This window comes from Sphingobium fuliginis (assembly GCF_004152845.1).
GTDB lineage: Bacteria > Pseudomonadota > Alphaproteobacteria > Sphingomonadales > Sphingomonadaceae > Sphingobium > Sphingobium fuliginis.
In genome coordinates, this window is the sequence record NZ_SEON01000006.1 from 111156 (window position 1) to 130566 (window position 19411).

The 19411-nt window shown below is 66.4% G+C and carries 17 protein-coding genes; 11 read left to right on the top strand and 6 right to left on the bottom strand.

Translation table 11 applies throughout. The annotated features are described in order from the left end of the window. Window positions 1–19: 19 nt before the first annotated feature. The 6 genes from EWH10_RS15055 to EWH10_RS15080 are packed head-to-tail and all read left to right on the top strand — an operon-like array spanning window position 20 to window position 7342. On the top strand, window positions 20–1300 hold the full coding sequence (locus tag EWH10_RS15055) for an ATP-binding protein (protein ID WP_065847244.1): 1281 nt from the start codon (window positions 20–22) through the stop codon (window positions 1298–1300). Between the two features lie 30 nt (window positions 1301–1330). Continuing rightward, on the top strand, window positions 1331–2701 hold the full coding sequence (locus tag EWH10_RS15060) for an exopolysaccharide biosynthesis protein (protein ID WP_025547675.1): 1371 nt from the start codon (window positions 1331–1333) through the stop codon (window positions 2699–2701). Continuing rightward, window positions 2698–3366, top strand: coding sequence for a tyrosine-protein kinase family protein (locus tag EWH10_RS15065; RefSeq protein WP_037481691.1), 669 nt, complete (start codon window positions 2698–2700; stop codon window positions 3364–3366). Before EWH10_RS15060 ends, EWH10_RS15065 begins: the two co-directional genes overlap by 4 nt. Before the next feature lie 22 nt (window positions 3367–3388). Then, window positions 3389–5275 (top strand): WecB/TagA/CpsF family glycosyltransferase, encoded by a 1887-nt coding sequence (locus EWH10_RS15070; RefSeq protein WP_025547678.1) that lies wholly within the window; start codon window positions 3389–3391, stop codon window positions 5273–5275. Window positions 5276–5303: 28 nt separating this feature from the next. Beyond that, the gene (locus EWH10_RS15075; protein WP_238320158.1) at window positions 5304–6320 is read left to right on the top strand and encodes a glycosyltransferase family A protein; all 1017 of its coding nucleotides are present in this window, start codon (window positions 5304–5306) and stop codon (window positions 6318–6320) included. After that, window positions 6317–7342, top strand: a complete 1026-nt coding sequence (locus tag EWH10_RS15080) for a polysaccharide pyruvyl transferase family protein (RefSeq protein WP_044661109.1) — start codon at window positions 6317–6319, stop codon at window positions 7340–7342. The genes EWH10_RS15075 and EWH10_RS15080 overlap by 4 nt, the downstream gene beginning before the upstream one ends. 18 nt (window positions 7343–7360) lie before the next feature. Here EWH10_RS15080 and EWH10_RS15085 read toward each other — a convergent pair whose 3' ends face one another. Beyond that, complete coding sequence (locus EWH10_RS15085) at window positions 7361–8329, bottom strand: glycosyltransferase family 2 protein (protein ID WP_229742655.1); 969 nt, start codon at window positions 8327–8329, stop codon at window positions 7361–7363. A 133-nt stretch (window positions 8330–8462) separates the two neighbouring features. On the opposite strand from EWH10_RS15085, the gene EWH10_RS15090 reads away from it, so the two are divergent. Genes EWH10_RS15090 through EWH10_RS15110 form a run of 5 tightly spaced genes read left to right on the top strand, consistent with a single transcriptional unit; the run spans window position 8463 to window position 14109 of the window. Then, window positions 8463–9599, top strand: coding sequence for a glycosyltransferase (locus EWH10_RS15090; protein ID WP_025547684.1), 1137 nt, complete (start codon window positions 8463–8465; stop codon window positions 9597–9599). Continuing rightward, complete coding sequence (locus EWH10_RS15095; RefSeq protein WP_037481683.1) at window positions 9596–10720, top strand: GumK N-terminal domain-containing glycosyltransferase; 1125 nt, start codon at window positions 9596–9598, stop codon at window positions 10718–10720. The genes EWH10_RS15090 and EWH10_RS15095 overlap by 4 nt, the downstream gene beginning before the upstream one ends. Before the next feature lie 25 nt (window positions 10721–10745). Then, a complete protein-coding gene (locus EWH10_RS15100) occupies window positions 10746–11969 on the top strand; it encodes a polysaccharide biosynthesis protein GumE (RefSeq protein ID WP_065847246.1) in 1224 nt (407 codons plus the stop codon). Then, the gene (locus EWH10_RS15105) at window positions 11966–13045 is read left to right on the top strand and encodes an acyltransferase family protein (protein ID WP_065847248.1); all 1080 of its coding nucleotides are present in this window, start codon (window positions 11966–11968) and stop codon (window positions 13043–13045) included. Before EWH10_RS15100 ends, EWH10_RS15105 begins: the two co-directional genes overlap by 4 nt. Before the next feature lie 20 nt (window positions 13046–13065). Further along, the gene (locus tag EWH10_RS15110) at window positions 13066–14109 is read left to right on the top strand and encodes an acyltransferase family protein (protein WP_025547690.1); all 1044 of its coding nucleotides are present in this window, start codon (window positions 13066–13068) and stop codon (window positions 14107–14109) included. 1 nt (window position 14110) lies between these two features. Here EWH10_RS15110 and EWH10_RS15115 read toward each other — a convergent pair whose 3' ends face one another. The 5 genes from EWH10_RS15115 to EWH10_RS15135 all read right to left on the bottom strand — a co-directional run bounded on the left by EWH10_RS15115 (window position 14111) and on the right by EWH10_RS15135 (window position 19394). Next, on the bottom strand, window positions 14111–15406 hold the full coding sequence (locus tag EWH10_RS15115) for a hypothetical protein (RefSeq protein WP_065847250.1): 1296 nt from the start codon (window positions 15404–15406) through the stop codon (window positions 14111–14113). A 1-nt stretch (window position 15407) separates the two neighbouring features. Beyond that, window positions 15408–15818 (bottom strand): DMT family transporter, encoded by a 411-nt coding sequence (locus EWH10_RS15120; protein WP_025547692.1) that lies wholly within the window; start codon window positions 15816–15818, stop codon window positions 15408–15410. Between the two features lie 21 nt (window positions 15819–15839). Next, window positions 15840–17291 (bottom strand): UbiA family prenyltransferase, encoded by a 1452-nt coding sequence (locus EWH10_RS15125; protein WP_065847252.1) that lies wholly within the window; start codon window positions 17289–17291, stop codon window positions 15840–15842. A gap of 112 nt (window positions 17292–17403) precedes the next feature. Continuing rightward, entirely contained in the window at window positions 17404–17811 is a 408-nt protein-coding gene (locus EWH10_RS15130; protein ID WP_025547696.1) for a c-type cytochrome, read from the bottom strand. Further along, the gene (locus EWH10_RS15135; protein WP_065847254.1) at window positions 17808–19394 is read right to left on the bottom strand and encodes a flavin monoamine oxidase family protein; all 1587 of its coding nucleotides are present in this window, start codon (window positions 19392–19394) and stop codon (window positions 17808–17810) included. Before EWH10_RS15135 ends, EWH10_RS15130 begins: the two co-directional genes overlap by 4 nt. Window positions 19395–19411 lie beyond the last annotated feature (17 nt).

The following is a 19411-nucleotide window of genomic DNA, read 5'->3' on the forward strand; positions in this document are numbered from 1 at the left end:
GGCTGGGAAGGAACCCGAAATGCCCCTGTTTTCCTGGATAGCGCGGTGGCTGAGGCCCAAGCCCCAGCCCCAGCCCAAGCCCAAGCCCAAGCCCCAGAGCAAGGAGCTGGCGCGCCGCATGGCGGCCATCCGCGCCGCCGCCGCCGCCGAGCCCGCCACCCCGGCGCCCCCGACGGCCGACATGTTGCGGTCGGCCATCCGCAAGGGGTTCAACTCGACCCAGCCCGTCACCAGTTCCAGCCATCTTCACGGCCGGCAGGAACAGTTGGAACTGCTGGTCGAGGGCGTTCTGGATCGGGGAAATCACGCCCTGATCTACGGCGCGCGGGGGTCCGGCAAGACGTCGCTGGCGCGGGTCTTCGCCAATATGGCCGACGACCGGGGCTTCGTCGTGCTCTATTCGGCGTGCGAACCCGATCAGGATTTCGGGGCGCTCATCAGGCCCTATGTCGATGCCCTGGCCGGGGCGCCGGTCGACTGGCCCGCGGACCGTCCGGTCAATCCGCGGGACGTGGTCGAGCAGATCGCGCCGCGCGCCCGTCGCCGCTTCATCCTGATCCTGGACGAATTCGACCGCATCACCGACAGCGCCGTGCAACATGACGTCGCAAGGCTGATGAAGATGCTGTCCGACGCGGCCATGCCGGTTCATATCGTCGCGGTGGGCATCGCGGCGGGGGTCGATGCCCTGATCGCGGGCCATGCGTCCCTGCGGCGGCACATGTCGGTGATCCCGATTTCGCGGATCGAATCCCAGGCGGTGTTCGACATCATCGCCAAGGGCGCGGGGTCGATCGGCATGGGCTTTACCGATGCCAGCCGGGAGACCATCGCCCATCTCGCCTGCGGATCGCCCTATCATGTCCGGCTGTTCTGCGCCCTCGCCTGTTTCGAGGTGATCAAGCGGAAGGAGCGGAAGGTCGACCTGCCCGCGACGCTGGCCGGGGTGGCGCGGGCCGTCAATGACTGGGCGCTCACCAATGCGGAGGACGCCGCGCTGTTCCGCAAGGTGATCGCGACGAACAGCCCGCACTGGAGCATGATCGAAACCATCGCCCGCACCGCCGCCGCCCACGGCTTCATCACCCGGCACGCGCTGGCGGATGAACGGGGCGAGCGCATCCTGTCCCAGTTGCGGGACGCGCTGATCATCGATGCGGCAGAGGATCGCATCGCCTTCCAGGACAGTCTGGCGCCGCAATTCATGCTGGCCATGCTGTTCGCCGCGCAGAACAGCGAGAAGATCGATGAGAACATCATCAGCATGAACGATCTTCATCGCCCGATCGCCGCCGAATAGGCCGGATCGCCATCGAATAGGATAGTGACTATGCTGATATTGGACATATTCCGCGCGATATTGCAGCGCTGGCGGCTGGTGGCGGGGATATTCTGCAGCGTCATGCTGCTGACCGCGATCTGGATATTGATGACGCCGCGCGAATATGTGGCGTCGGCCACGCTGCTGTTCGACACGCGCGCGCCCGACCCGCTGCCGGGCGAGACCCGCGCGGCCGGCGAACCCGCCGCCATGCTGGCGACCGAGGCGCAGATATTGCGCGGGGAGGCGATCACCGGCCATGTCACCCGCGCGCTGGGCCTCGACAAGGAACCCGAACTGCGCAGGCAGTGGTTCGACCAGACCAACGGAACCCAGACCTTCCAGGGCTGGTTGAACCGGCGGGTCCAGAGCGGGCTGGAGGTCACGCCCAGCCCGGCGGGCAGCACCATCGACATCGCCTATCGCAGCACCGATGCGGCCAGATCGGCGGAGATGGCGAATGCCTTTGCCGATGCGTTCAACAAGACCCGCCTGTCGATGAGCAATGATTTCGCCAAGCGCTACGCCGACTGGTTCAAGACCCGCCTCAGCGAATCCGAGGCGCGGATGGAAAGCGCGCAGAGCGAACTGGCGAAGTTCCAGCGCGAGCACGGCATTGTCTCCACCGGGGCGATCGATGCGGAAAGCACGCGGCTGAGCGAATTGTCGTCCAAATTGTCCACCGCCGAAGCGTCCGCCGCCGATGCAGGCGCCCGCGCCGCCGCGGGGGCGAGCATGCCCGAAGTGCAGTCGAGCGGGGTGGTCCAGGGATTGCGTGCGCAGATCGCGACCAAGTCGGCCGAAATCCGCCAGATGTCGGCCGAACTGGGGCCGAGCCATGAGTTGATGCGGGCGGCCAATTCCCAGCTTGCCCAGTTGCGGGCGGCACTGGCGCAGGAAACGGCCAAGACTTCGGGCAGCCTGTCCGCGGCCAGTTCCGCCGCCGCGGCCAACCGGGGCGCCATGCAGTCGCTGCTGAACCAGCACCGCGCCCGCATGCTGTCGCTCGCGGGCGACCGGGGCAAGCTCAACGTGCTGGAAAGCAATGTGGAATCGGCCAAGAAGCAATATGAGACCGAGACGCAGCAAATGGCCGAACTGCGCGCGAAGAGCAGCATCCCTTCGCTGAACGTGCTGCATCTGAACGCCGCAGAGGCGCCCTTGCTGCCGAACGCGCCGAACATTCCCGTGCGGCTGCTGATGATGACGATATTGGGCCTGATGCTCGCCATCGGCACGGCGGTCCTGCTGGAATGGCTACAACCCCGCGTCCGCAGCCGCGATGCGATGACATATCTGACCGGCGTGCCCGTGCTGGGACAGGCCGACCTCCGTCACATCGGACAGCAACTCCGCCTTGAAGGAGCCAAATGGTCATGAGACTCCGATCCACAGAGAGAAGCGAGCAGCCCGGCGCGATCTTCATCGCCGCCGGCCCGGGCGAAAAGCCCGAGATGAATGCCGTGGGGCCGATCCAGGTCGATCCGCTGGTCGTGGCGATCAGCGACCCGGAAGACCGGCTGGCGGTGCAGGCGCGCGACATACAGTCGACGCTGGCCGCGCTCCGCCTGGCGGACGGGCGGGCGCCCTCCTCCATCGCCGTCCTCACGGTCGGCGCGGTCGACGAGGCGGCGATCCTGACCGCCAATGTCGCGGTGTCGGCGGCGCTGAGCGGCTTGCGGACGCTGCTCGTCGACATGAAGCAGTCGGACTTCGTCCAGCACCGGCTGCTCGGCCAGACGCCGGTCACGCCCACCGATCCGGAAGATGACCTCCACGCCTTCGTCCGGCCTGCCTCGATCCCCAGACTGTCCCTGCTGGCGGCCGCATCCGACAGCCGGGACCTGGCCGATATGATGGCCGATTTCGACCTGTGCCTGGTCGACGCCAGCCATGTCGAGGACCTCGCCCTGGCAGCGGCCGGCGCGGAGGTGGCGATACTGGCCGTCAGCCGCGACGCCACCACCACGGCGGACCTCAAGTCCACGATCAACAAGCTGTCGATGCTGGGCATGCCGTTGATCGGCACGGTCATGATCGTGTGACGGCATGAAGCGTGGAACAGGCATGAAGATCGTCCATATCTCCCGCCAATATCATCCGGGCATCGGGGGGCTGGAGAATTTCACCCGCAACCTCTGCGAGGAGCAGGCGCGGGCGGGCCATGACGTGCGCATGGTCACGCTGAACCGCATCTTCGACGGCGATGGCGCGGAACTGCCCGCGCGAGAAACGATCGGCGGGGTGGAGGTCGTCCGCCTGCCCTTCCGCGGCGGACGGCGCTATCCCATTGCGCCGGCGGTGCTGCGCCATGTGCGCGATTGCGACCTGATCCACGTCCATGCCATGGATTTCTTCGTCGATTTCCTGGCCCTCACGCGCTTTCTGCACCAGAAGCCGATGGTGCTCAGCACCCATGGCGGCTTCTTCCACACAGATTATGCGCAGCGGCTGAAGCAGGTCTATTTCCACAGCATATCCCGCCTGTCGCTGAGCCGCTTCCACGCGACGATCGCCTGTAGCGAGGCGGATCAGGACAGTTTCGCGCGCATCTGCCGCCAGAGGCTGACGCTGGTGGAAAATGGCGTCGACATCGACAAGTTCGCGGCCGCCGCCGACCCGGATGCGCGGGCGATCCTCTATTTCGGCCGCATCGCCCCCAACAAGCGGATCGATCGGCTGATCCGCTGGTTCGCCGCGTTGAATGCGCTGGACCCGGCCTGGTCGCTGATCGTCGCGGGCAAGCCCATGGGCGTCGCCCTGTCCGACCTGCGCCGGATCGCCGTCGAACAGGGTATATCCCAAAAGGTGGAATTCCACGACAGCCCCAGCGACGAGGCGCTTCGCGCGCTGATCGGGCGCAGCAGCATCTTCGCGTCCGCCAGCGCCTATGAAGGGTTCGGCATATCGTTGATCGAGGCGGTTTCCGCCGGCCTCTATCCCGCCGCCAGCGACATTCCGGCGCATCGCCGGTCCTGCGAGAAGCTGGGCGTCGGCACGCTCCTGCATTTCGACGATCTCCTGTCGGCCGCGCGGCTGCTCAAGGATTTCCGCACCGCCAGGGTCAGGGGAGCCCTGAAGGACGCGGCCGAACCGCTGCGCGGCTATAGCTGGCCGGAGGTCTCGGCGCGCATCGTGCATATCTACGACCAGATATTGGGCCATCGCCAGCGGGCCATCGGTCCGGTGAAGGTCGCCGTTCTCTCCCAGACGGAGGCGCTGGCGGAAATCCGGTCCCATGTCCGCGCGCAAAGGCCGAAGGTCATCGCCTTCTGCAACGCCCATATGGCCAATCTGGCGCGGAAGGACGACCGACTGGCCGGGGCGCTGAGCAATGCGCTCGTGCTGAACGACGGCATCGGCGTCGATCTGGCGAGCCGGTTGCGCTATGGCCGCTCCTTTCCCGTCAACCTCAACGGCACGGACTTCATCCCCGCGCTGCTGAAGGACCATCCCGAAGGGCTCCGGCTGTTCCTGGTCGGCGCGGCGCCGGGCGTGGCGGAGCGCGCGGCGGTGACGCTGCGCCGCCTGTGCCCGCGGCTCTCGATCGTGGGAATGCAGCATGGTTTCTTCGACCCGCAGGAGGAAGCGGGCCTGAGCGACCGCATAGGGGCGAGCAAGGCCGATCTGGTGCTCGCCTGCATGGGCAATCCCCGGCAGGAGATCTGGGCGGCGCGCTGGGCGCCGGAGTTCGGACGGCCCGTGCTGTGCGGCGGCGCTTTGCTCGACTTCCTCGCCGGACGGGTGCGGCGCGCCCCGGCCTGGGTGCAGCGGGCGCGGTTCGAATGGGCATGGCGGCTGTTTCAGGAGCCGACCCGGCTCGCGGACCGCTATCTGCGCGGCAATCTGAGCTTCATCGTCCATGCGCTGAAGGATGCCTGGCGCGGGCAGGATTGGGAGGATACGCCCCCGCCAGCCCCGACCACAGCCCTGCGGGGGGCCGATGCGGCCTGACCCCAGCATGGCCCGGCGCCGGACGACCATGCCGAAGCGCATTTCGGTCGTCATCCCGTTCTTCCAGCGCAAGCGCGGGCTGCTGCGCGAAGCTGTGCGGTCGGTCGCCTGCCAATATCTTCCCTGGCCCGCCGAAGTCGAACTGATCGTCGTCGACGACGGTTCGCCGGTCGCGGCCGACCTGGATGTCGATAATCTCGCCTTGCCCGACTGGATCAGGCTGCGCATCCTTCGCCAGGCCAATGCCGGCCCGGCGGCGGCGCGCAACCATGGCCTGGACGCCCTATCGCCGGATTCCGGCTATATCGCCTTTCTGGATTCCGACGATCAATGGTCGACGCACCATCTGGCCTGGGGGATCGACACTTTGGGCACGGCGCATGATTTCTACTTCTGCGACAGCGCCATGCCGCCGACGACCATGTTCGCGGCCATGGCGTTTTTCCAGGCGCTGCCCGCGCAGCAGGGGGTCGAACTGCTCGACGGGACGCGCGGCACCTATCGCTTCGTCGGGACGAGCGGCGGATCGTCGATGGTGCGCGACTATCTGTGCCAGACATCGTCCGTGATCCTGCGCAGGTCGGCGGTGGGATCGCTCCGGTTCGAGGAGAGCCTGCGCTATGCCGGGGAAGACTGGCTGATGTGGGCGCGGATTGCGCATCGGGCGCGGGGCATCTGCTTCTCGCTTTCCGCCAACAGCCTGCGCGGCGAAGGCATCAACCTGTATCGCGACGCGCATGAGCGGCTGGGCGGGCGCAACCTGCGGCGCATCCTTTCCATGATCCGGGCGAACGAGCTGATGGGGGCGATCGACGGCATCGATGCGCAAAGCCTGATGCTGACGCAGCAGCGGCGACGCAGCTTCCAGATGGAACTGGCGGCGATCCTGATGCATCCGCGGCTTTATCTGGGCCTGATGGACCGGCTCCAGCGGGCGATGATCGCAAGGGCCTACCGGCACCTCTGGCGTGACCTGCCCGGCTGTTGGACGGAAATCCTGCGCCGCAAGCTGCGCCCGGCGGCCCTGCGGGAGATGCCTGCGTGAAGCTTTATTATTACCGGGCGCCGCAGGGGAATTTCGGCGACGACCTGAACGGCTGGCTCTGGGAAGAACTCGCGCCGGGCCGCTGGTCGGACGAGGATGATGGCGAGCTGTTCTGCGGCATCGGCACGATCATCGGCAACGACATGCCGCAGGCGAAACGGATCAGGGTGTTTTCCAGCGGCATCGGCTATCGTCCCGTGCCCGCCGATTTCGACAGCGGGCGGTGGAAGGTGACGGCGCTGCGCGGGCCGCTGACGGCGCAGGTGGTCGGGCGGCCGGAACGGGCGGTCGCGGACGGTGCGCTGCTGCTGTCGACCCTGCCGCGGCTGAAGCCACTGGCCGAGGAAGAACGGCACGGGACGATCTTCATTCCCCATTATGAGGCGATGGACGAAGGCCCCTGGGAAAGGGCCTGCGGGCTGGCGGGCGTGGAACTGGTCGATCCCCGGCAATGCGCGCATCGGGTGATAGAGCGCATCCGATCGGCGCGGCTGGTGATCGCGGATTCCATGCATGCCGCGATCATCGCGGATACGATGCGGGTGCCCTGGGTGCCCGTTGCGTCGTCCCGGCGGATCAACAGCTTCAAATGGCTGGACTGGACCCTGTCGCTGGACCTGCCCTATGAGCCGGTGGCGCTGCCCTCGATCAGCCTGCGGGCCTATTATGAGGGGCAGGTGCAGCGCTGCATCGGACAGGATTTCCGCCTGCCGCGGCCGGACAGGGATAGCGCCATGGCGCATTATCGGCGGATGATGCGGCGGGAGGGCAATGCGCTATGGCAATCGGTGCGCCCCAAGGTGAAGCATCACCTGCGCGCGCTGCCGGGGCGCCTGCCGGCGCAGCGTGCCGCGCGGGGCGCGATGACGCGGTGGGACAGGCGGCGGACGGAGCGCATGGCGACGGTTTTGCATCGGCTGGTCGGCGCGCCCGCTTTCCTGAGCGGCGATGCGATTTTCGCGCAGAGGGTCGAACAGTTGAGCTATGCGCTGGATGGCATTGCGGGGGGCCGTGAAGGCTGAATATTGCCTGCGGGGGCCTTAACGCGCAAGCATCCGCGCCCTGTGCCGCCGGACCAGATGACGGGCCAGCATCGGCCAACTGCGCCGGTCGCGCAGCATTTCCATCAGCAGCGCCCCCGGCCGGCGGGCGCGCAGGTGCGGATAGGCGCGGTTCCAGATCGCCTGGTCGCGGATCGCGTCCGCCCGTTTCGACAACAGCCCCGCCAATGCCCTGTCCGCCCGGATGCGCGGGCGGGCGAGCAGGCCCAGCGTATGGTCCCGCATGGCCTGGAGGTTGAGGATGGTGCGCGACTGGCCCGAACTGTCCGAGGAGATCGAACCGATGCGCTGCGTGAAGAGGTAAAGCCCCTCCCCCATCAGCATGAAGCGCGCGCCGGCCAGCAGCCAGTCCAGAACGAAGGCGAAATCCTCGCCATGGCGGAGGTGAGGCGGATAGTGCAGTCCGCGCGCATGGAGGAAACGGCGGCGGAAGATCGGCTTTAGCTGGCCATAATCGAAGGGGGAACGGCCGGTCATGCACTGGCCGACGAAATCCGCCGCGCCGACCTGCTGCACATGATCGTCCGCCAGCCTGAGCGCCCGGCCCGCCACGGCCTGTGCCTGCCAGTCGAAGAACAGCAGATTGTCGGCCACCAGATCGGCCTCATGCCGCCTCGCCACCCCGGTCATGCGTTGCAGCCGCCCCGGCAGGAACGCATCGTCGGCGTCGAGTATCGCGATCCACTCGCCCTGCGCCGCGGCCAGCCCCCTGTTGCGCGCGACCGAAGGTCCGCCATTTTCCGCGCTGACGATCAGGCGGACATTGTCGTGCATGCGCGTCAGGCCCCGCGCCACCCGCAGCGTGTCGTCGCTCGACGCATCGTCGATGATCAGCACTTCGACCGGCACCTGCTGCGCCAGCGCCGAATTGACCGCGCGAACCAGCGTATCCTGCGCATCATAGGCGGCAATTATCACCGAGACACAAGGGGTTAGGTTCCGCTGCATAGGTGTTATGCCTTACTCGAAACAGGGGTGGGCTTTGGATATAACAGCCGCACAAGCAGCAGCGAATTGAGGGAATACCCCTAGGATATGTCCCAAGGGTCCGAACCCGATCTTCCCAGTGCGGACAGACAATATGCCGATGGTCGCCATTTACAGACGCGGTTTCCTGCCCTTGTCGGAGACCTTCATTGCGGACCATATCCGGTCGCTGCGCCGATACCGCCCCTTCGTCATGGCCGACGACATTGTCGGCGGCCATTATCGGGACGGACAGCAACTGCATCTGCTTCATGAACCCGGCGCCGGAAAGTGGAAAAGGATCAGCAGTCGGCTGACCGGACATTACGACCATCTGGACGGACAACTGTCCTCACGCTCCGCCGGCCTGATCCACGCGCATTTCCTTCAGGATGGCGCGGGCATTCTGCCGCTTGCCCTGCGGCGGCGCATGCCGCTGGTGGTGACGGCCCATGGCTATGACGCGACCGTCACCGCCCGCGAACATGCGCGGCGCACGGAGGGGCTCTGGTACCTGATGCTGAAGCCCGTCCTGATGCGCTATGTCGACGGCATCATCTGCGTGTCGAACTGGATCAGGCAGTGCCTGCTGGAGGCCGGCTATCCCGAAGGCAAGCTGCGGGTCATCCGCCTGGGCATCGACCCCGCCGCATTGCCGCAGGTGGATTCCCCCTCGCTGCGCCGGGGCGCGCTGTTCGTGGGCAGGCTGGTCGAGAAGAAGGGCGTCAACTTCCTGCTCGACGCCTGGGCGAAGCTGCCGCCCCGCCTGCGCGAGGAGCCGCTGACCATCATCGGGGACGGCCCGATGAAGCCGGCGCTGATGGATCAGGCACGAAAACTGGGCATCCAGCCGGTATTTGCCGGCCCGCAGCCGCGAGAGGCGGTGTTCGCCGCCATGGCCCGGCACAGGATCTTCGCCATGCCCAGCATCCGCGCCGCGAATGGCGACAGCGAAGGGCTGCCCATCGTGCTGATGGAGGCGCAGGCCCTGGGCATGGCGGTGGTCGCCTTCGACGACGGGCCGATGCGCGAAGCCATCCGGCCGGGGCAGAGCGGCCTGCTGGCGGAGCGGCGCGACACCGGCAGCTATGCCGCGCATCTGGAACGGCTGCTGCTGTCGGCGGACCTGTGCGAAAGCTTCGGCCGGGCAGGACGGGAATGGGTCAACAACAGTTTCCACATCCGGTCCAACATGGCGGAACTGGAAGATTATTACGACGAAATCATCGGCCGCAGGGAGAGACGCCATTGAACATCCCCATTTCGGCCGCCCTCGCACCCCATGGCGTCACCAACGCCCGCATCCTCATCCTGTCGCGCCACGATTATCGCACGGCGCGCCGCGCCAGCGTGCATTTCATCGCCCAGAAACTGGCCGAACGGGGTCATGACGTCGCCTTCCTGTCCATCGGCTACAGCTGGCTGTCGCGGCTGCGCGGCGACAGCCGGGCGGGGCTGGACCCGCGCGCCAACCGCTGGGAAACGGTGGACGGCCTGCGCGCCTATCTGTGGCGGACCCGCTGGCATCCGGTCAAGATGCCGGTGCCCGATGCGCTGACCGGCTGGCTGTTCCACCGCTGGGCCGGCATGGCCTGCCCCGCCCTGGACGAGGCGGCGGCGACGGCGGACCTCATCCTGATCGAATCCGGCATCGCCCCCGCGCTGATCCGGCGGGTGCGGGCCATCGCCCCGCATGCGCGGATCGTCTATCGCGCGACCGACCTGCTGGCGACCGCCGGCGTGCCGCCATGCATCGAAACGACGCTGCAAAGGCAGGCGCGCGACATCGACATGGTCGTGGTCGTCGCCCGCAGCATGCTGCCGCATTTCGACAGCTTCGACTGTCCGCGCATCTTCATTCCCCATGGCGTCGACCTGCGAAACCTGCGCCGGCCGACCGTCAGCCCCTATGACCGGCCGCATAATGCGGTGGCGGTCGGATCGATGCTGTTCGACGAGGGCGCGATCCGCACGCTGGCGCAGGCGGTTCCCCATTTCACCTTCCACATGATCGGAACGCCCAGGCACGCCTTTCCGTCCAATGTGGTGCTGCACGATGAGATGCCCTTCGAACGGACGCTGCCCTATATCCAGCATGCCGATGTCGGGATCGCGGCCTATCTGCCGGCGGAAGCATCGGCCTATCTGGCGGATTCCAGCCTGAAGCTGATGCAATATGGCGCCATCGGCCTGCCCGCCATCTGCCCGGATTTCGCGGTGGGCGAACATGGGCTGCGTTTCGGCTATCGGCCGGGCGACGCCGATGGGATGGTGCAGGCCTTCGCCAGAGCCGCCCAGACGCGCCGGCGGCCAGCGCCGACGCAGGATTGGGGCGATGTGGCCGACCGGCTGGTGGAGGTCGCCCTTGGCTGAGCTTGTCCTGCAAAGAGACGTCCGGATGCAAGGCGCCGGGGACATGCTGCGCGCGGTCGTGCCGGTGGCGGCCATGGCGCTGCTGGCGGCGACGGTCCTGTTCAACCCGTTCCTCGCCTGGGTGAACAGCCATGTCGCGCCGATGAGCGGGTCGATCGTGTCCGTGATGCAGGGCGGCATCGTCATCTCTGCATTGCTGCTGGGCCTGTTCCAGCCGGTCGCGCTGGCGGCGCGATGGTGGACGCTGGCCGCGCTGCTGGTGATGGCCGTGCTGCTGACCAGCGCGATCCGGGCGCAGTTCAATCCCAAGATATTGGGCGACGTGCTGCTGATCCCGGCCTTCATCCTGCTGGGCACGGCGCTGCGCGCCGACCTGTTCCGCCGGTCGGTCCTCGTCATGCAGGCGTGCATCCTGCTGGTGGGCATGTGGGAACTGGCGCGGCCGGACCAATATGGCGCCTTCTTCAACGTGGTCGATTATTATGTGAACACGCGCGGATATGACGCCGACGCCTTCTGGGCGGGCGGATCGCTGTTCCTGAGTTCGGAACGGCCGGGCGGGCGGCTGTTGCTCAACGGCTTCGGTTTCCATCGCGGGTCGTCGCTGTTCCTGGAGCCGGTGTCGCTCGGCAACTGGGCGGTCGTCGTCACCATCTTCACGGCGGCCTGCTGGCGCGAACTGTCGCGCTGGGGCCGGGCTTTCATGGTGGCGTCCACCTTCGCGCTGCTGGTGATCTGCGACGGGCGGCTCGGGATGACGGTCATCCTGCTCTTCTGCCTCTATCTGCCGCTCTGCCGCTATCTGCCCGACCGCTGGAGCGCGATCTACCTGCCTGTCATGCTGGGCCTGCTTTGGCTGGGGGACGCGTTCGGCCTGCTGATGCCCAATGGCGACAATTTCGCCGGGCGGCTGGGCATCGGCCTGCATGCGCTGGGGACGATGGATGCCGCCGCATTGCTGGGGGTCAGTCCCGAATTCGCGCGGCTGGACGATGCGGGATGGGCCGATTTCATCCAGTCCCAATCCGTGCTCATCGCGCTCGGCCTCTGGCTGGCGCTGTCGCTCACCGGGTTCGGCAGGGCACCGGGCGACCGCATGGCGAAACATGGCACCATGCTGTTCCTCATCCTGTGCCTGCCGATCAGCAATTCGCTGCTCTCGATCAAGACGGCGGCGTTGATGTGGGCGCTCTACGGCTTCTGCTTCGCACGCGGGCGGAGGGCAGCGGACAGCACGCCCCCGGCATGAGCGGGCGGCATATTCCAGCGCTGGACGGGTTGCGCGGCTTTGCGGCGCTGATCGTGATGCTGTCGCATTTTCCCGATGTCGGGCTGCCGCCCTGGGTCAATCACCGCCTGGGCGATTATGGCGTGATGCTGTTCTTCGTGCTGAGCGGCTTCCTGATGGGCCATCTCTATCTGGGGCAGAAGCCCGACGTCGCGGCGCTGCTGCGCTATGGCGCGGCGCGGGCGGGACGAATCCTGCCGCTTTATCTGGCGGTGTCGCTGCTGTCCTTCTTCCTCTTCAGCTATGCCGATCCGGCGTTCATCTATCGCATAGACGGCCAGCAGCTCCTGCGGTTGCTCAGCTTCACCAGCGCGCAGCCGATCTTCTGGTCCATCGGCCCGGAATTCCAGTTCTATTTCCTCTTTCCGCTGATCTGGATGGCGTTCCACAGCAGCCGCCCGAACAGGCCGGTCGCCTTCCTGGCGCTGGCGACCGCGATCTGCCTGAGCTATGCGATCAGCAGTTGGGCGCCCGGCTTCTCGGTCTTCGCAAAGCTGCACATCTTCATCGCCGGGATCGGCACGGCGTTGCTGATGAAGGCGGCGCCGCCGCGCCCGCCGCTCGCCATGCTCGTGCTGGGAAGCGCCCTGGCCTTCCTGGCCGCCATCCTGCTGTCGCCGGCGTGGGCCGAACCCTTCCTCTTCCCGTCGACACGCGGCGACCCCAAGCATATCGGCTATTATGGCGATCTGGCGAAGGTCCTGCTCTGCGCCTGCGTCATCCACAGCGCGACCATCGACCATCGGCTGAACGACTGGCTGTGGGGCAATGGCGCGATGCGGCGGCTGGGGGCGTGGAGCTTCTCGCTCTATCTGCTGCACATGCCCGCTTTCTATCTGGCGGGATATTTGCCGATGCCGCCGGCGCCGCGCGCCGTGGCATCGCTGCTGCTGGCGGTCGGCATCGCGGCGCTGTCCCATCGCTTCGTCGAAGGGCCGGCCAACCATTGTTTGCGCCGCCTGCTTGCAAGGCTGTTCGACCGGCAGCCCAAGGTCATCCTATTGCCCGATCTCAGCCGGGCGGAGGTTCGAAGGTGAGACGATAAGGATAAAGCCAGATGCGCAAGGAAAACAGGGTCGCGCACGGGTCGGTGAAGGAGGATGAGGGACGCATAGACTGGCTGGACGTGGCCAAGGGCCTGTCGATCCTGCTGGTCGTCTTCCATCATGCCGCGCTGACGGGTGCTTCCATCGGCCATGGCTGGGCGGTCTTTTCCACGCTCGATGCGTTGGCGAAGCCGGTCCGCATGCCGCTGTTCTTCGCCATAGCGGGGCTGTTCGCCGCCGGGGCGCTCAGCCGGTCCTGGGGCCGGCTGCTGACCGGCCGGGTGGCCAATCTCGTCTGGCTCTACAGCCTGTGGACCGTGATCTACTGGCTGTTCTTCCGCTATTTCGACCCGACCGACGGGCTGAAGCCGCTGGGCCTTTCCAAATGGCAGCTCATCTATATGTGGATCATCCCGCCCAGCGGACAATGGTTCCTGTGGCTGATGGCGATCTATCTGGTCCTTGCCAAGGCGATTGCCCGCTTCCGAAGTCCCGTCCATCTGTCGGCGATCTTCCTGCTTTGCGCCCTGTCGGCCGGGCCGGTGGCGGAACTGCCCCATTATCCGTGGCGCAACGGCCTGCTCTATGCGCCGTTCTTCATCGGCGGGGCATGGTATGGCCGGGCGCTGGCGGAGCGGGCGCCGCGCCATGCCGCGACGCTGATCGTCGGCGGAACGGCAGGCTTTGCGGCCCTTTTGATGCTGACGCGCCATCCCGGCGCGCAGATCGGCCTGTCCATGGCGGGCCTGATGGCGGCAGTCGGCGTCGCCCTGTTGCTCAGCCGGATTTCGTGGCTGAAGGGGCCGCTGATCTTCTTCGGGCGGCGAACGCTCAGCATCTACCTCGGCCATGGGCTGGTCATCGCCGCGCTGTCCATGCCGCTGTCCGTCCTGCCGCTGGGGGATCATGCCTTTCTATGGGTCACGCCCTTCCTGATGCTGTTCTCCCTGTTCGGATCGCTGGTCCTTCACGACCGGGCGGGAAGTCTGGGCCGGATGTGGCTCTATAGCGACGAAGGCATGCGGCAGTCCTTGCCGAAGCGGTTCAGCATCTGACTCAGATGCCGGATGCGCGGCCATGCTGCTTGTCCAGGGCAATCTGGTTGGAAAGCTTCGCCGCGGTCAGAAACTGCCGCTCATTATGGATGGAACCGACGGCGATGAAGAGGATCAGCGCGCCGACGACTGCCTTGCGATAGGGGGAGAACCATCCCAGCGCCGCGAAAGCCAGCGCGGCAACCGCGATGTCCGCCGCGTAGAGGAAGGTGATTTCCCCATAGACGCTGTGGAAGAGGATCTTCGAAGCCAGGAAGAGACCCAGCGCCAGGCCGATGGGCCGCCTCTGCCGGTCGGCCAGCGTTCCCGCGACGCCTCCGGCCAGCAGCACCAGCCAGGCGGCGGCGGCGATGCCGCCCGCGACGCCCCACTGGCCGAGCGGCGCGAACTGGTTGGTCACGACCGTCGAGGAGCCGATCTCCGTCTGCATGTCGGCCCGCTGCGGCGATGGCACGACGCCCGGCATCAGCAGGGCGTTGCGCGCGCTGATGGACGGGTGCCATGCCATGCCGGCGGCGTGCATCTTCGGTCCGGCATAGGTCTTTTCCTTGACGATGATGCGCGGGTCGAGCCAGAAGGCGGCGCGGTGCAACAGCTTCATCTGGACCGCGGAGACCGCCGACACCAGCAGGAAGGCGCCCCCGCTGACCAGCAGGAACTGGCGGAACGGCAGGCGGAAGAAAGCGGCCGCCAGCCCCAGGCCCCAATTGGTGATCAGCATCGCGACGCTTGCCGCCGAAGCGACGATCCAGCCGGAGCGGGGCAGGCTCCGCATCGAACAGGTGAAGATCAGCATCAGCACGATGCCGGTCGCGCTGAATGCATAGGTTTCGATAAAGGCATACCAGTGGAGGAAACCGGCGCTGGCGAGCAATGCGAGGGTGAAGCCGGCCGCCGCCGCGGGGGCAAGGCCCATCAGCCGCATCGCCACATGGAAGCCCCCCGCGCTGGCCGCGGCGGCGAGCATCAGCAGCAGGCCGATCGCCTGCATCGGCGGCAGGCCCAGCAAGGCCAGCGCCTTGACCGATGACAATGCGGTTATGGAAAAGAGCGGATGGGCGACGGTGCGGTTCTGGTACGGGCTCCAGCGCTCCGTCATGTTGGAGATGACGCGGGGCGGATCGGCCTGGAAATAGATGTTGAACGTGTCATAGACCTGCGGCGACAGCGCCTTGCCGTTGAACAGGCAGATCGCCATGGCCGTCATGCTGAGCAGGATGACCAGCACCAGGTCGACGCGGCCGACGCCGATCGGCCAGATGCGGCGGGCGGGCGCGCCAAGGGCGGTCGCGGCCATCTCAGCTCAGCCCCGTCACGAGCACGCCCGCCACGATCAGCCCGATGCCCCCGAGACGCGCCGGCGAAATCGCCTCCCCCAACAGCCAGAAGCCGCAAATGGCGGTGACCACGATGCCGAGCGCGACGCAGGGATAGGCCTGCGACAGGTTCATGCGGGACAGGACCATCAGCCACGCCCCGGCGCTGAGGCCGAACATCGCCATGCCGACGATCACCAGCGGGGTGGTCGCGATGGTGGTCGCGATCTCGATCGCCGATCCGCGCGCCAGCGCATTCTGCACCGGGACGCCGTTCATGCCGATCTTCATCAGCACCTGCGATCCGGAGGACAGCAGCACGCAGGTCAGGACCAGAAGCGGCCACAGCAGGCCGGCGGCCGCGCGATGTTCAGCCAGGGCTTGGGCAGGCAAGGTTTTCCTCCGGGGATGGGATCAGTGCGCCGCGAACATGATGAGCAGGACCAGGCAGACCATGCCCGAACTCATGCGGTCGCGCAGGGCGAAGACGACCGGATCGTCGTGGATCAGGCGGCGATGCGCCAGCATCAGCATCCGCCCCACCCAATAGAGCATGATCGGGCAGATGATCCACAACAGGTCGGGATGGCGATAGGAGCCGTTGACGGCCGGCGAGGTGAAATAAAGCGCCAGCACGGTGATCGAGACATAAGCGGAAGCCACCGCCATCGACATCACCATGGTCATGTCGCTGACCTTGTAATTGCGGTTGCTGGCGTCGCCCAGATCGGCGTCCTTGCGCTTGGCGAGTTCGGTGTAGCGCTTGATCAGCGCCAGGCTGGTGAAGAACATGACCGCGAAGGCGAGCAGCCAGTCGGACATGACGATCCCCGTCGCCGCGCTGCCGCCGATCACCCGCACAGCGTAGAGCAGGGATAGCGCCAGGACATCGATCAGGAATTTCCGCTTGAGCACGAAGCTGTAGGCGCTGGTAAGCGCGAAATAGCCGAACAGCACGCCCAGCAGCGGCAGCGACACCATCGCCCCCGTCAGCAGGCCGAGAGTCAGCAGCAGGCCCGACACGATCAGCGACGCCCCGATCGGCAACTGCCCGCTGGCGAGCGGACGGCCGCGCTTGCTGGGGTGCCGCCGGTCGGCATGCAGGTCGACGATGTCGTTGACGATATAGATGGACGACGCGATCAGGGAGAAGGCGACGAAGGCGCAGAGGCTTTGCAGCAGGGCCAGCCGGGTGATCTCATTGCCGATCAGCGGCGGCACGAAGACCAGCGCATTCTTCACATATTGGTGGACGCGCAACTGACGCAGCCAGAGCCCGGGGCTGGCCCCTTCCTCCGCCAGGGCCTTGAGCGGGCGGCCCCTGCGCTGCATATGGCGGAAGGCGGCAGTGGGCGCGCGCACGGCATAGCCTTGCGCGGCATGCTCCCAGACCGGGACGTCGACCATGGCATTGCCGATATAGTCGAAGCCGCCCTCCCCGAATTCCGCGACCAGCCGGTCCCGCTTGGCCCTGCCCGACAGGTTGGTCGTCCCGTCGGACGCGAACCAGCCGTCGAACAGGCAGAGATGATCCGCGATCTGCGACACCAGCCGGGCGTCGGCCGCCGAGGCGAGGTAGGTCGGCCTTCCCTCCGCCCGCGCCGCGCGGATCAGGGAGAGCACCTGATCGTCATAGGGCAGGTAATGGGGATCGAAATCGGGGCTGTCCGCCAGTTCCGCCTTGATCGCCGCCTTGTTCCATCGCGTGCGCAGAAAGGACGAGAGGATGGTGCGGGGTCTGTCGTTGAAGGCCGAGATCAGGCATTCGACCAGCAAGTCCCCCTTGATCAGCGTGCCGTCCAGATCGACGACAAGCGGACGGCATTGGGTATTCACCTGCGGCTTCGACTGGACAGCGACTTGCATGGCTTCCCCTTCACTTCATCCAAACTGATTAGATGTGAGGCGAGGAAGGGAATCAATTAAGGGGAAATTGCTAAGGGTTTTCGCGGTGCGCGGGAAGGAACAGCCTTTCCTGTCACTCCGCGCTTCGGCCGGGCCTGGCGATGCGTTTTACGTCCGCTTCCGTGACGGGTTGGGGATAGGCGTTGCCGAAATGGGTCCGCACATAGGTGATGACCGCCGCCACCTGCGCTGGCGAGAGCATGTCGCTCATCGGCGGCATGGCCCCCTTGCCCTTCGTCACGATGGTGACCGGATAGGCGGGATCGGCCAGCTTCCTGTTCTTCGCCAGAGCCGGAATGGCGCCGCCGCCGCTGCCCATGGCATTGGGCATGTGGCAGGCGGCGCAGATCTGCCTGTAGACCTTCTCCCCATCCACCGCCTTGTTCTTCGCCTGCACGCCGCCGGGCGTGTCGGCATGGCCCGGCGCGGCGAGAAGGGCCAATAGCGGCGGGACGAGGATCAGGGCGCGGCGCGGGCTCATGCCGCCTGCGTCCGCTGGTGGATGCGCGTGATCGCGTCGAGGCCGGAGAGCAGCGATCCTTCCATCCAGCCACCATAATAGCTGGCATGTTCGCCCGCCAGCACCACGCGCCCGTCAATGGCGACCAGATTTTGGTAATGCGCCTCCCGGTTCTCCTCGCTCCAGCGCGAGGTGCATCCCAATATCCAGGGCACGCGGCTCCAGGGCACGGAAACGCCGTTCAGGAATTCCTTGCGATATTGCGGATGGAAGATTTCGCCCTGCGCCAGCGCCGCCTCTATCCGTTCCTGCGGCGTCATGCCGGTCAGTTCGAACGCCCCCGCATCGCGGGCGAAGGCGCCCAGCAGCACCGCCGGCCCGCTGGAGAAGAAACGGTCGTTGGGATAGGATAGCTGGGCGATCGGCTGGTCGGTGAAGCTGTGACCGCCATAGATATTGTCGTCCTCCTCCCAGAAGCGGCGCTTGAATTCCAGACCCATCTTGAGCTGGCCGGCATAGGGCACCGCCTTCATCGCCGCCGCCAGTTTCGGGCCCACCTGCATCTCGACCTGGCTGATGATCGACAGCGGGATGGTGCACACGCACCAGTCGGCGCTGACGCTGTTCATCCTGCCGCTCGGCACGTCCCTGTAGCTGACGGTCACCCCCTTGCCGTTCTGGGCGACCTTCGTGACCTTGGCATTATAGGTGATGAGCTTGCCGACCTGCTTGGCGAAGGCCTTGCCGATCATGTCCATGCCGCCCACCGGCTGGAACATCGTCGTCTGCATCACATAGTTGAAATAGAAGCTCATCGCCGTCCAGACCTGCGGGTCGAGCACGTCGCCCAGCTTCGCGATCTGCGAGGGCGACGGCGCGCCGCCGACGCCGCCGCCGGGCGGGCGGTCATAGCCCCGCTGGGCGGAGACGGCCACGCTGCTGGTATAGGCCATATTGTCGTCGAGCACGCCCCAATGGCGCAGCGCCTCCAGCAGCTTCTCCTTGTCCTCCGCGCTCACGCTGCCGTCCAGCGCCTTGGCGTTCGCGGCCTTGGCCAGCAGTTCCGAGGTGTGGCCCCGGAAGTCGGTCGCCACCGCCTTGTAGCGCTGCGGCTTGCCGTCAAAGGCTTCGCTGGAATGGATGAAGCCATTATGGTTGAGCTGGATGAACGGCTCCAGCGCCACGCCGAACTGCCGGCAATAATGCAGCAGGCAATTATGATGATGCGGGATGCGCCAGGGGCCGGGATTGATGTAGTTGCCCGGCGCGAACTGCACCTTCTGCACGGTGCCGTCGCTTTCGGTGAAGGTGTCGCCGCCGCGCAACGTATAGTTGCGGCCGCCCGGACGGTCCTGAAACTCCAGGACTTTGACCTGATAGCCCGCCTTTTCCAGTTCATAGGCGGCGACCATGCCGGCCAGGCCCGCGCCCAGCACGACGACCGACGCGCCCGGCTTCGCGCCGGAGAGGACGGGGGGACCGTCGAACTGGGTTTCGGCGGCATGGCCCAGCGCGGTCATCGCCTGGTACATGGCCGCCGCGCCACCCGCCTTGCCGATCAGGCCCAGAAGCTGGCGGCGGCTCGGCTGCATGCTATTCTCCATAATACCCCCTGTGCGCG